The sequence below is a fragment of the Saccharopolyspora sp. NPDC045941 genome, assembly GCF_056431445.1.
The window spans coordinates 125,716-138,076 of the sequence record NZ_JBWKKU010000002.1 but is presented as its reverse complement, the minus strand read 5'-3'; the positions used below and the strand labels follow the sequence as shown (position 1 = coordinate 138,076).

General features: G+C 70.6%; 10 protein-coding genes. 4 read left to right on the top strand and 6 right to left on the bottom strand.

From position 1 onward, the window contains the following. Positions 1-110 precede the first annotated feature (110 nt). Together AC07FN_RS02420 and typA are read right to left on the bottom strand one after the other, a co-directional pair. Complete coding sequence (locus AC07FN_RS02420) at positions 111-1,865, bottom strand: ABC transporter family substrate-binding protein (protein ID WP_478393990.1); 1,755 nt, start codon at positions 1,863-1,865, stop codon at positions 111-113. A 436-nt stretch (positions 1,866-2,301) separates the two neighbouring features. After that, positions 2,302-4,221 (bottom strand): translational GTPase TypA, encoded by a 1,920-nt coding sequence (gene typA, locus AC07FN_RS02415; RefSeq protein WP_478393989.1) that lies wholly within the window; start codon positions 4,219-4,221, stop codon positions 2,302-2,304. 278 nt (positions 4,222-4,499) lie between these two features. Here typA and AC07FN_RS02410 point away from each other — a divergent pair, with 278 nt between their 5' ends. Then, the gene (locus AC07FN_RS02410; RefSeq protein ID WP_478393988.1) at positions 4,500-4,697 is read left to right on the top strand and encodes a hypothetical protein; all 198 of its coding nucleotides are present in this window, start codon (positions 4,500-4,502) and stop codon (positions 4,695-4,697) included. Between the two features lie 52 nt (positions 4,698-4,749). Here the strand turns inward: AC07FN_RS02410 and AC07FN_RS02405 are convergent, their stop codons facing one another. After that, entirely contained in the window at positions 4,750-5,061 is a 312-nt protein-coding gene (locus AC07FN_RS02405) for a YciI family protein (protein ID WP_478393987.1), read from the bottom strand. 208 nt (positions 5,062-5,269) lie between these two features. Between AC07FN_RS02405 and trpS the strand changes: the two genes are divergently transcribed. Continuing rightward, positions 5,270-6,235 carry a tryptophan--tRNA ligase gene (gene trpS / locus AC07FN_RS02400; protein ID WP_452614783.1) on the top strand — a complete coding sequence of 322 codons (966 nt, stop codon included), beginning with the start codon at positions 5,270-5,272 and terminating at the stop codon, positions 6,233-6,235. Positions 6,236-6,356: 121 nt separating this feature from the next. Continuing rightward, positions 6,357-7,025: a Uma2 family endonuclease gene (locus tag AC07FN_RS02395; RefSeq protein ID WP_358303866.1), complete on the top strand. Its 669-nt coding sequence runs from the start codon at positions 6,357-6,359 to the stop codon at positions 7,023-7,025. Here AC07FN_RS02395 and AC07FN_RS02390 read toward each other — a convergent pair. The 3 genes from AC07FN_RS02390 to AC07FN_RS02380 form a co-directional block, all read right to left on the bottom strand. Next, positions 7,022-7,870 carry an NUDIX domain-containing protein gene (locus AC07FN_RS02390; RefSeq protein WP_478393986.1) on the bottom strand — a complete coding sequence of 283 codons (849 nt, stop codon included), beginning with the start codon at positions 7,868-7,870 and terminating at the stop codon, positions 7,022-7,024. The two genes, AC07FN_RS02395 and AC07FN_RS02390, sit on opposite strands and share 4 nt — an antisense overlap. A gap of 150 nt (positions 7,871-8,020) precedes the next feature. Beyond that, positions 8,021-9,397, bottom strand: a complete 1,377-nt coding sequence (locus AC07FN_RS02385; RefSeq protein WP_478393985.1) for a sensor histidine kinase — start codon at positions 9,395-9,397, stop codon at positions 8,021-8,023. Continuing rightward, a complete protein-coding gene (locus tag AC07FN_RS02380) occupies positions 9,394-10,080 on the bottom strand; it encodes a response regulator transcription factor (RefSeq protein WP_478393984.1) in 687 nt (228 codons plus the stop codon). The genes AC07FN_RS02385 and AC07FN_RS02380 overlap by 4 nt, the downstream gene beginning before the upstream one ends. Positions 10,081-10,766: 686 nt before the next feature. On the opposite strand from AC07FN_RS02380, the gene AC07FN_RS02375 reads away from it, so the two are divergent. Then, positions 10,767-12,356, top strand: a complete 1,590-nt coding sequence (locus tag AC07FN_RS02375) for an ABC transporter substrate-binding protein (RefSeq protein ID WP_478393983.1) — start codon at positions 10,767-10,769, stop codon at positions 12,354-12,356. Positions 12,357-12,361: the final 5 nt, after the last annotated feature.

Genomic DNA, 12,361 nt, shown 5'->3' with positions numbered 1-12,361 from the left:
CGCACCCCGATCGAGGCAACCACCCGGATCCGATCCGCCCGCGAGCCGAATGGGTCGACGTTCTCGCAGCTCAGCGACAGCATGTCCGCTGGGTGGCCGGACCGCGGTCATTAATAGCCGTCGTTATCGGCAGGCGTTCCGATCCACTTGGCAGCGGTCGAGAACGGCCCGGCCAGGCCGTTGCCCGCCTCGACCCCGGTGGCCTCCCGGCGCAGCGCCATCACCTGGGCCTGCTGGTACAGCGGGAGCGCGACCGCGTCGCGCCACAGCACCGGCTCGACGACCGCCGAGGCCTCCGGGAACGGCACCTGACCGGTCAGCGCCGCGTCGATCGTCGGCTGCAGCAGCTCGTCGCAGAAGCCGGCGTCGTTGTACGGGAACGGCTTCTCGCTGTCCGCGGCCACGCCCGGGCAGCCGTACGAGGAGGCCATCATCGCCGCCGGATCACCGCCGGCCGGCCGAGGCGCGATCGCCATGTCCACCGAACCCGCACCGCCGGATTCCCCGGACCGCGGATTCGCCGACAGCATCTCGCCGAACAGCTGATCACCAGTCGGCGTCACCACGGTCGCCTGGATCCCCTGCTCCCGCAGCTGCTGCGCGGTCGCCTCGGCGATCCGGATGTAGGACTCGTGCTCGAACGGCGCCGCGATGACGAGGTTCAGCGGTCGGCCGTCTCGCAACCACGCCCCGCCGGTGCGGTGGTAACCGGCCTCGCCGAGCAGCCGCTCGACCTGCGCGGGATCGGGCCGGTTCGGCAACCCCTGTTCGGTCGGCGTGTAACCGCGCTCGGACGGCGCGAGCACCTGGGCGTGCGCCTGCAGCTGATCCGCCGGCCCGCCACCGGTGCCCGCCTCGACCAGCGCGGGCCGGTCGAGGGCCGCGAGAACCGCCCGGCGCACCTTGACGTCCGCCAGCTCGCGGCTGTCGTGCCGCAGCAGCACCTCCATGGTGGCCGGGCGAGGCACGGTGATCAGCTGCACCGCGTCGCCGAGGTCCCGCAGCGACTGCATGGTGCCCCGGTCCGCGCCGAACACGGCGAGGTGGCTGTCTCCGCTGCGCAACGCCTCGACCTGGCGCGCCCTGTCGAGCGCGCGCAGCACGATCCGGTCCGACTGCGCGGGCGGGCCCCAGTAGCGGTCGTTGCGCTCCAGGATGATCTCGCCGCGGTCCAGGTCGATCTGCCGGATCGCGAACGGGCCGCCGGAGGCCGGGTAGCCGTCGTCGAGCACCGTCGCCCAGCCGCGCGGCGCGTCCCTGAGCAGGTGCGCGGGCAGCAGGTTGTTGAACAGCGTCTGCCAGCCGGGGAACGGCCTGGCGAAGGTCACGTCGACCGTCTTGCCGCCCTGCCGCGACGCGACGTCGTCGATCAGCTGGTAGCCGGCCGGATCGGACACGCCGGGCTGGGAACGCAGCTGCTCCCACAGGTAGACGAAGTCCTCGGCGGCGATCGGCGCGCCGTCGGACCAGTTGGCCTCCCGCCGGATCCGGTAGCGGACGGTGAACTTCTCCGCGTCCGGCACCAGCTCGGCCGATTCCATCAGCGTGCCGTCCAGCTGCAGGTTGCCGTCGGCCCCCGGGCGGAACACCGACGGCAGCATCAGGCTGGCCAGCGCCGAACTCGTCGGCGACAGGTCGGCGAGGGTGTGCGGGTTGAACCCGCCCTCGAGCTCGTCGACACCGACGACGACCTCCACCGGCATCGGCTGCGTCGGCGGCGCGCTCGTCGTCGGCGCGCTGGTCGTCGGGGTTTGCGGTTGCGGGACCAGCGGCGGCGGGGGCGCATTCGTGCAGGCAGCCACCACGCTGACGGTGGTCAGCAGCAGGGAGACCACTGCCAGTGGGCGGCGTCGACCCTGGGACACGCCGGACCTCCCCTCACGTCTGCTCCCCCGAACACCCCGGCCCACCCGGGGCGGCTCGCACGTGCGGAAGACGCGCGAGAGCCCTCCATGGTTCCTGCCGTCGCCGAAATGATCGACACCGGGGTCATGGCCCAGTGTGCTAGCCGACGGCCCGCGCTGCGCGCGATTCGGCGAAATCCCGGGTCACGGCGAGGACGAGCACGAGCGGACTCGGCGGCGGCCGACGTTCGAGCCACCACCGAGACGCACGTGTCGGAAATCCCACAACGAGCCCAGACCGGGCGCTCAGCTGTCTTCGAAGCGGCGCACGCGTCGCCCACCCTCGCAACCGGCGCCGCCGCGGGTTCTCAGACGCCTTCTCACGAGGACAGCCCCGACATTGTGAATTTGCCAATCACGATGTCTGGGATCCCACAGCGAGAAGGCGTCTTTGAACTCAGTTGACGCCGTTGTCGCGGGCCTTGGCGCGGGAGCGCTCGCGGGCGCGGGTCGTGCTGTCCAGGACCACCTTGCGCACCCGGATCGCCGACGGGCCGACCTCGACGCACTCGTCGCCGGAGCAGAACTCCAGCGCCTCCTCCAGCGCGAGCGTCCGCGGCTTGGCCAGCCGCTCCAGCTCGTCCGCGGTGGAGGACCGCATGTTGGTGAGCTTCTTCTCCTTGGTGATGTTCACGTCGAGGTCCTCGGCGCGCGGGTTCTCCCCGACCACCATGCCCTCGTAGACCTCGTTGCCCGGCTCCACGAAGAAGCTGCCGCGGTCGGCCAGCTGGATCAGCGCGTAGGTCGTCGCCGAGCCCGCCCGGTCGGCCACCAGCGAGCCGGTGTGCCGGGTGCGCAGCTCGCCCACCCACGGGAAGTAGCCCTCGAAGACGTGGTTGGCGATGCCGGTGCCGCGGGTCTCGGTGAGGAACTCGGTGCGGAACCCGATCAGGCCGCGGGCCGGGATCACGTACTCCAGCTTGATGCGGCCGGTGCCGTGCCCGTCCATGGTCTCCATCCGGCCCTTGCGCCCGGCCAGCAGCTGGGTGACCGCGCCGAGGTGCTCCTCGGGGGAGTCGATGGTCAGCCGCTCGAACGGCTCGCACAGCTGGCCGTCGATGGTCCGGGTGACCACCTGCGGCTTGCCGACGGTGAGCTCGAAGCCCTCCCGGCGCATGGTCTCCACCAGGATGGCCAGCGCCAGCTCGCCGCGGCCCTGCACCTCCCAGGCGTCCGGCCGCTCGGTGGGCAGCACCTTCATGCTGACGTTGCCGATCAGCTCGGCGTCCAGCCGGTTCTTGACCTGCCGCGCGGTGACCTTGGTGCCGCCGTTGCGGCCGGTCAGCGGCGAGGTGTTGACGCCGATGGTCATCGAGATCGCCGGGTCGTCGACGGTGATCCGGGCCAGCGGCTCAGGGGCGTCGGGGTCGGCGAGGGTGTCGCCGATGGTGATGTCCGGGATACCGGCGATGGCGACCAGGTCGCCCGCGGACGCCTCGTTGCACGGCACCCGGTCGAGGTTCTCGGTGATCAGCAGCTCGGTCAGCCGGACCTTCTCGACGGTGCCGTCGGCGCGGCACCAGCCGACGGTCTGGCCCTTGCGCAAGGTGCCGGAGTGGATCCGGCACAGCGCGATCCGGCCGAGGAAGGAGGACGCGTCGAGGTTCGTCACCAGCGCGCGCAGCGGAGCCTCGGTGTCCGCGGTCGGCGCGGGTACGTGCTTCAACAGCACGTCGAACAGCGCGGTGAGGTCTTCCTCGTCGGGCAGCCCGCCGTCAACCGGCTGGGCCAGCGACGCCCGGCCGGCGCGCGCGGAGGCGTAGACGACCGGCAGGTCCAGGATCGCCTCCATGTCGAGCTCGACCTCGCCGTCGAGCTCGCTGGCCAGTTCCAGCAGCAGGTCGTGGGCCTCCTCGACGACCTCGGCGCAGCGGGCGTCCGGGCGGTCGACCTTGTTCACGACCAGGATCACCGGCAGCCCGGCGGCCAGCGTCTTGCGCAGCACGAACCGGGTCTGCGGCAGCGGGCCCTCGCTGGCGTCCACCAGCAGCAGCACCCCGTCCACCATCGACAGGGCGCGCTCGACCTCGCCGCCGAAGTCGGCGTGGCCGGGGGTGTCCACCACGTTGATGGTCACCGGGCCGGCGTCGGTCTCCCGACGGACCGCGGTGTTCTTCGCGAGGATCGTGATGCCCTTCTCGCGCTCCAGGTCGTTGGAGTCCATCACGCGGTCGACGAGCTCGGCGCGCTCGGAGAAGGCTCCGGACTGCCGCAGCATGGCATCCACCAGGGTGGTCTTGCCGTGGTCGACGTGGGCAACGATGGCGACGTTGCGCAGATCACTGCGAATGGGGGCGGCGACGCTGGTGGCGGACACGCGGGTACTCCTGGATCGGCGCAGATGGGCGCGGCGGGGTTCGTCGACTTGGTCCGGGTGCGGGACGATCCGCAAGGCACCGTGCCGCGGCTCCACTGCGCCGCAGCTGCGGAGCTGATCGGGCGCCACCACCCCGGGGCGGAGGCGCGCACGTCGACGCGCGGCTCCTCCCAGGGTAGTGCAACCTCGTGCGGGACCGGCCGCCGCGTGCTCAGCGCAACACCCGGGGCCGGCGCCCAACATCAAGTTCGCCATTTCAGGTTAGGTTCGCCTAGCCTGTGCCCAACCCCGTCTCGGCACCGAAAGAACAAACCGTGGGCAAAGGCACCATCAAGGTCAAGAAGAAATGCTGTCGGTCGCAGCCGCCCTGCAAGAGCTGCCCCATCGTGGTACTGCGCGACCTGCTGCGCGAGGCCAAGGCGGAAGAGGTCAAGAAAGCGCAAAAGAAGGTCAAGAAATCGGCAAAGAAGAAATAGCGCGAATTGATCTGACCGCGGCACCCGCCGCGGTTGCGAGGCGTCCTCCGGGCTACTTCCGGGCGGCCGTGGACAACGGGTCGGCGTACTTCGCCAACTCTGGGATCGTCCGCAGCGCGGCGAACTCGATGACCTCGTAACGAGCCAGCTTGTGCAGCGCGAACGGGTCCGTCGCGAGGATCGCGTCGAGCCTGCCGCGGGACATCGCCCTGGCGATGATCACTCCGCCGCTGCGCGGGTGGCGGTGGCCGGCGGCGATGAAGTCACCGGCATCGTAATGCTGGGTTACCCATTCGTAGTGATCTACCAGTTGGCCGTCGATATCCGATTCTGGCGCGGTGTATTGCAGCAGCACTACAAACATTCTTTCACGGTAGCCCTTCCACTTGACCGCTGCCGATCACCAAGCGGTAACATTGCCGCGTGCGCGTGATGTCGAACATGTGGTGGGCCGTCCGAGGGCGGCCCAGCATCGTCGTGCACTGACACGCAGACCATCGGCCGCCCCTCCGGGCGGCCGAGCGGTGCGAGGTCGATCCCGGGGCAGCGGCCCAGGACCCCAGGAGAGACCAATGACCCGCCTGTCCGGGATCACCCCGTCCGGCCACGTCCAGCTGGGCAACTACCTCGGCGCCGTGCGGCGGTGGGCCGCCGAGCGCGAACCTGCGGACCTGTTCTTCGTCTCCGACCTGCACGCCATGACCACGTCGCACCGGCCGCAGCGGCTGCGCGCGCTCACCCGCGAGCAGTTCGCGGTGCTGCTCGCGGCGGGCATCGACCCGGATTCGCTGTTCGTGCAGTCGGATCTGGCGGGCGAGCTGGGGACGCTGAACTGGATCTTGGAATGCACCTGCTCCTACGGCGAAGCCGCCCGGATGGTCCAGTTCAAGGAGCGGGGCGCCGGGCAGGAGTCGGTGCGGGTGGGCCTGCTGACCTACCCGGTGCTGATGGCCGCCGACATCCTGCTGCAGGGCGCCACCCAGGTGCCGGTCGGCAGCGACCAGGACCAGCACGTCGAACTGGCGCGCACGCTCGCCCGCCGGTTCAACGCCAACTACGGCGACGTGTTCGCCGTCCCGGAGGCCGTGGTGCCCAAGACGGCGGCGCGGATCCGGGACCTCGCCGACCCGGCGCGCAAGATGGAGAAGTCCAACCAGCAGTCCCCCGGCGTGGTCTTCGTGCTCGACGAGCCCGACGTCATCCGCCGCAAGTTCCGCCGCGCGGTCACCGACGGCCTCGACGAGGTGCGGTACGACCCGGACGGCCGGCCGGGGGTGGCGAACCTCCTGGAGATCCTCGCCGCCTGCAACGACACAAGCCCTTACGCCGCAACGGAATCGGCGAGCACCTACGCGGAGCTCAAGGAGGCGGTGGCCGACGCCGTGATCGAGGAGCTGCGACCGGTGCGCGAACGCGCCCGGGAGCTGCTGGAGGACGCGGCGGAGCTGGACCGCATCCGGGCGCACGGGGCGAAGCGGGCGAGCGAGCGGGCGCAGCCGCGGCTGCAGGCCGCGTTGCGCGTGACCGGCCTGCGCTGATCCGCCGGAGCACGGGGTGCCCGCGACCTGACCGCGGGCACCCTGTGCCACCTGTGCATTCGTTCACCAGTTCGAGTGGATCACCTGGCGAACAGCTGATCAGTATCGGCAGCCTGGACCCATGGGTACTGTGATGGAAGGCAACACCGCGTTCTTGGTCGAGAGGAGTGCCGCCGTGGCTGCACCATCGTTCGACCCGCACGCCCCGTTCGATCCGCTCGTCGACCTGGACGGCCTGTGGACGCCTGAGCTTGCCGAAAGGTACCTACCGATTCCGGGGATGCCCCCGGCTAAGTACGAGTGCCTGGACGGGAAGCTGATAGTGAGCCCCTACGAAGGTTCGGCGAATGTCTACGCAGCGGATGAGCTCTACCTCCGGATGCGTACGCCTGCACGTCGCCTCGGTGGCAATGCCTACACCACGCTGAACGTCGAGATGCCAAAGATTTCGTCGATGCGGTGGGCACAACCCGACTTCGCCGTGCTTCGTGAACCAGCACGTGGACGCGTCTGGATCTCACCCGAAGCCGTCCTGCTCATCGGTGAGTGCGTGTCGAGGTCGAGCCGCCGGAACGACTACGTGGACAAACCTGCTGAATACGCCAAGGCCGGCATTCCATACTTCATGCGAGTTGACATCGCCAGGGAACGCGAGCGCGTTTCGGTAGAGCTGCTGCGCTTGGAAGACGGCATTTACCGCGATCATGCCAAAGCGCTGGACGGCCAGACCTTTGAGACCGAGCTGCCGTTCCCGCTGTCGTTCGATCCCATCGAGCTCTTGGAGCTTTAGGTTCCGGCCAGCAGGTTTCGGAGGGAGTGGACGAGGACCCGGTCGGCGTCGAGCCAGTCGAGCCCGGCCAGTTCGTCCGCCTCCACCCAGCGGACTTCGCTGTGTTCCACGGCTTTCGGGGTCGCCATCGGGTCGGCGAGTTCGGCCGCGTGGATGCGCAGGAGCATGCCGTTGCTGAGCGGGACGTCCGTGCCGACGCGACCGGTCGGGCGGACTTCGACGGCGAGCTCTTCCTGGCATTCCCGGACGACCGCGGCGGATTCGTCCTCGCCCGGCTCGACCCGGCCGCCGGGCAGCTCCCAGCGGCCCGCGTCCGGGGCGGGGTAGCTGCGCTGCTGCGCCAGCAATCGTCCCTTGTGGACGATTGCGGTGCCGACGACGATTGGCCGAGTCGCCCAGGATTCGGCGAGTTCCCGCGCGCCGGCGATGCGCGCGGCCAGCACGTCCAGCGCGAACCTGCGGACGACGGCGACGTCGACGAGCCTCCCCAGCGGACCGAACGGCGTCGTCCAGTGCAGCGAGTCGGTGAGGAGCGTCCGGGGGCCGACCTCGGCGAGCACCGACTCGTGGCGCAACTCCGGCAGCGGGCCGGAGATCAGCACGGAACTCATCGCGTCGGCATCGGCGCGCACGACTCGAGTGGTCAGATCGACGGGAAGGCGGGCGATCTTGGTGCGGAAGACGATCTCATCGCCGGGCACGAGCAACGCGGCCGGACGGGTGGCGGCGCGGCCGCTGACGCCCAGGGCCGCGAGTCCGACCTCGGCGGTCCGGGTGTGCCGCAGGGCGGCGCCCACCGTGGCCACCGGCGCCTCGATCAGTCCCGTGCTCCGCAAAACCGACACGTGCAGACATCTTGCCCCACCCGGTCGGGTCAACCACCACCGCCTGGCCGGAGGCGGTGCCGACGGGGAGCGCGACGAGCACGACCGCGTCGCGGCGGCATCCGAGCGCAGACGGTTCCCGCAATCGGCACCGCCGCGGGGTGCGTCCGCTCAGCCGTCGGCCGCGTACCGCGGCCAGCGCGCCACGACGCGAGCGCCGCCGTCCGGCGACTCCGCGGCGCGGACCGTTCCGCCGCGACGGCGCACCGCCTCGGCCGCGAGGGCGAGTCCGAGCCCGGCTCCGCCGGTGCTGCGCGCCCGGTCCGATTCGACCCGGTGGAACCGGTCGAACACCCGCTCGCGGTGCTCGACCGGAATCCCGGGGCCGTCGTCGTCCACCACCAACCGCACCCAACCGACCCCGGAGGAGCCCATGCCATCAGCGAAAACGGAGACCCGCACCAGGGTGCGCGTGTAGCGCAGCGCGTTGCCGACGATGTTGTCCAGCACCGTCGACAGCTCCGCCGGATCGGCGAGGACCAGCACCGGCCGGGCCGGGATCTCGACCTCGATCCGCGGTCCGAGGCCGGGTGAGCCCGGCAGCTCAAGCCGGTTGGCGGCGGCCCGCACCGCCGTGCCGATGTCGACCGGCTGCCCCGGGGCGACCGTGCCGCGCTCGGCCCTCGCCAACGCGAGCAGGCTCTCCACCAGCACCGACAGGCGCTGCGCCTCGTGCGCGATGTCCTGCAGGGTCTCGTGGGCGAGCTCCGGGTCCGGGTGCATCACGGCGACCTCGGCCTGAGCGCGGATCGACGCGACCGGGTTGCGCAGCTCGTGCGCGGCGTCGCCGGTGAACCGCCGCAGCCGTTCCGTGTCCGCGTCGCGGCGGGCGAGCATCGTGTTGAGCTCCTCGGCGAGGGCTCGGATCTCGTCGACGGCCGCGGGCACCGGGAGCCGCTCGCCCTCGGGCAGCCCGGCGGCGGCGATCCGCATCCGTTCGACCGGGCGCAGCGAGCGGCGCACCACGAGCCAGGTGGCGAGCCCGACGAGCGCGGCGGCGAGGATCGAGCCGAAGCCGAGCAGCCGGCCGGTCTTGCCCGCGGTGTCGGTGAACCCGACCAGTCGCGCCCCGGTCGCGACGAGCAGCGGGCGGCCGGTCGGATCGGGCACGACGACGCCGCGCCACCGGTGCAGTTCGGCGGGCGGCTCGAAGTCGATCACGCCGTCGCCGGCGCGCAGCTCGTCGATCTGCCAGCCGTGCAGGCTCGACTCGGGCAGCCCGTCCAGCGGAGCGCCCAAGGTGTCCAGCACCCGGATGTCGGGGGCGGCGACGGCGGCGGGCGAGGCGCCGGCGGCGAGCCGGTTCGCGGTCGCGGTGGCGGTGCGTTGCAGGTCCGCATCGACGGAGTCGATCAGCAGCCAGCTGACGACGCCGGTGCTCACGTGCGCGACCACGCCGAGTCCGATCAACGCCACGACGGCGGCCACCACGCTGGTGCGGAACTGGATGGTGCGGCGGTGCCACCACCTGCGCAGGCGCGTCATCATGCCGGTTCGGCGCAGACCCGGTAGCCCTGACCGCGCACGGTCTGCACCAGTTCCCCGGCGCCGGCCGCGGCGAGCTTGCGGCGCAGGTAACCGACGTAGACCTCGACGACGTTGCGGGTGACGAACTGCTCTTCGCCCCAGACCATGCGCAGCAGGTCGTCCTTGGGCACCACGGCCTCCGGGTGGCTGGCCAGCGCGACCAGCAGTCCGTACTCCCTCGGCGAGAGGGCGATCGACTCGCCCGCCCAGCGCACCTCGCGAACGGCGCGGTCGATCTCCAGATCGCCGACCCGCAGGCTCACCTGCCGCCCGGCGGTTTCGCGCCGCCGCAGCAACGCGCGCACCTGCGCGACCAGCACCAGGAAGGAGAAGGGTTTGACCAGGTAACCGTCCGCACCGAGATCCAGCCCGTCGGCCTGGTCGACCTCGCCGTTCTTCGCCGAGATCAACAACACCGGGGTGGTCACGTCGTCGGCGCGCATCCGCTCCAGCACCCGGTAACCGGACAGGCCGGGCAGCATCACGTCCAGCACCACGACGTCGAAGGCACCGGTCAGGGCCAGGCGCAGGGCATCGATGCCGTCGGCCGCGATGGTCACGTCCATGCCCTCGGCGGACAGCCCGCGGCGCAGCGCGGCACGAACTCCCGGCTCATCGTCCACCACCAACACCCGCGGCACCATGGCCCAAGCATGCCGATCCGCCGACCGCGGTGGCAGGGAAATCTCAGTCGGTTCTCAGCTGAGAGCTTCTTTCTCAGGTGGATCTCAGCCTCGGGCCGGCTCGGGGCGCCGCTGCCGGTCGTCCGCGCGGTCGGCGGCGCGCCGAAGCCGACGAAACGAACCGATCGCGGAAGCCGAATCGACGGGAATGGACGGAAAGACCGATTGCCGCGATCACCGCCCGGATCCGGTCGGCCACACCGGGCGATGGACCGGACCCGGCGAATTGTGATGCTGGTCGCCATCCGATCGGACGGCTAACGCCGGGAGAACCACCTGCGAAAAACGTCGCCCCCGGCGTCTCCGAGGCGCTCTCCGGGGCCGCCCGGCACCGGCGAAACCCATGGCCAAACGCGGTTCGACGACATGATCAATCGTTGCGAAAGTAGCAAGAGCCGGCAACGTTTGGACCGTCACCGACGACCCTGGTCTTGACATATTGACCCAGTACATGGCGGCTTGACAGCCTCCACCGCGTCGGCAAAGGTCGATGCGATCGATTGACTGATCAATCAGTCATAGGTCAAAACGCAACGCCAGCGGGGCGCTGTCGAGAGGCTCCAGCGCCGCCCCAGCGGCCGCATCACCGGCGCCAGTCCGCGCCGACGGGTGCCGCGCGCCCCGCGAGACACAGGAGGTTCCGCCGGATGCCGAGCAGAGGACAGTCGAACGCCGGCCCCAGTCGTCGCGACTTCCTCCGGTACGTCGCAGTGGGCGCCGGCGCAGTGGGCGCGGGCGCCGTCGTCAGCGGGTGCGCGGGCGGCGCGGTGCGAAAGGCGCCGATCCCCTCCGGTCCGCCGCAGTACGGCGGCCGGCTGCGGGTCGGCATCGTCGGCGGGTCCAGCAAGGACACCCTGGACGCGCACGCCACCGTGACCCACCCGGACCAGGCACGCATCTTCCAGCTCTACGACACGCTGCTCCGGTTCGACTCCGACTACCAGATCCAGCCCGCGCTGGCCGAATCCGTCGAGTCCGATCCGCAGGCGATGACCTGGACCATCCGGCTGCGCGAGGGCGTCGAGTTCCACAACGGCAAGACCCTCGCCGCCGAGGACGTGATCCACACCCTCCGCCGGATCGCCGACCCGGCGGACCCGAAGAACGGCGCAGTGGGGCTGAGCTCGCTTGACCTCAACGCCATGCAGGCGCTGGACCAGCGCACCGTCCGGCTGACGCTGTCCCGCCCGGACGTCACGCTGCCCGACCAGTTCGCCGAGTACGCCAACGGAATCGTCCCGGTCGGCTACGACCCGAACCGGCCGGTGGGCTGCGGCCCGTTCGCCTACGACTCCTTCGAACCCGGCCAGCAGAGCCTGTTCACCAAGAACCGCAACTACTGGCGCGACGGCGAGCCGTACGTGGACGAGGTCGTGATCATCGACTTCCCGGACGACACGGCACGGATCAACGCGCTGCTCGGCGGCCAGGTCGACGCCATCGACCAGGTGCCGCTGGGGCTGCTGCGGGTGCTGGACGCCGACCCGAACCTCCGGCTGCTGGAATCCCAGACCGGCTCGTGGGTGCCGTTCACCATGCGGGTGGACCGGCCGCCGTTCGACGACGTCCGGGTGCGGCAGGCGTTCCGGCTCGTCGTGGACCGCGAGCAGATGATCAAGCAGGTGCTCGGCGGCCACGGCACGATCGGCAACGACATCTACTCGCCGGCGGATCCGCTGTACAACTCGTCGCTGCCGCAACGCGGCCGCGACGTGGCCAAGGCCCGCCAGCTGCTGCGCGAGGCGGGCCGGGAGAACCTGACCGTGGAGCTGGTGACGTCGCCGGTCGCGGCCGGTGTGGTGGAGGCGGCGCAGGTGTTCGCCCAGCAGGCCGCCGACGCCGGGATCACGGTCAACATCCGCCGGGTCGATTCCGGCGAGTTCTTCGGCGACATGTACCTGTCCTGGGACTTCGCGCAGGACTACTGGTTCACCCGGAACTTCCTGGCGCAGGCGGGTTCCGGCAGCCTGCCCGACTCGCCGTACAACGAGACCCACTGGAACCACCCGGAATTCAACGATCTGGTGTACCAGGCGCGGGCCACCACCGATCCGGCGCGCCGCAAGGAGCTCGTCGCGCGCGCCCAGCAGATCGAGTGGGAGAGCGGCGGATACATCATCTGGGGATTCCCGAACCAGCTGGACGCGCACAGCGTCCGGGTCGTCGGGCTCGAACCGGACAAGAGCGGCGCACCGTTGAGCTCCTACGGTTTCCGCCACGCGTGGCTGGCGAAGTGAGGGCG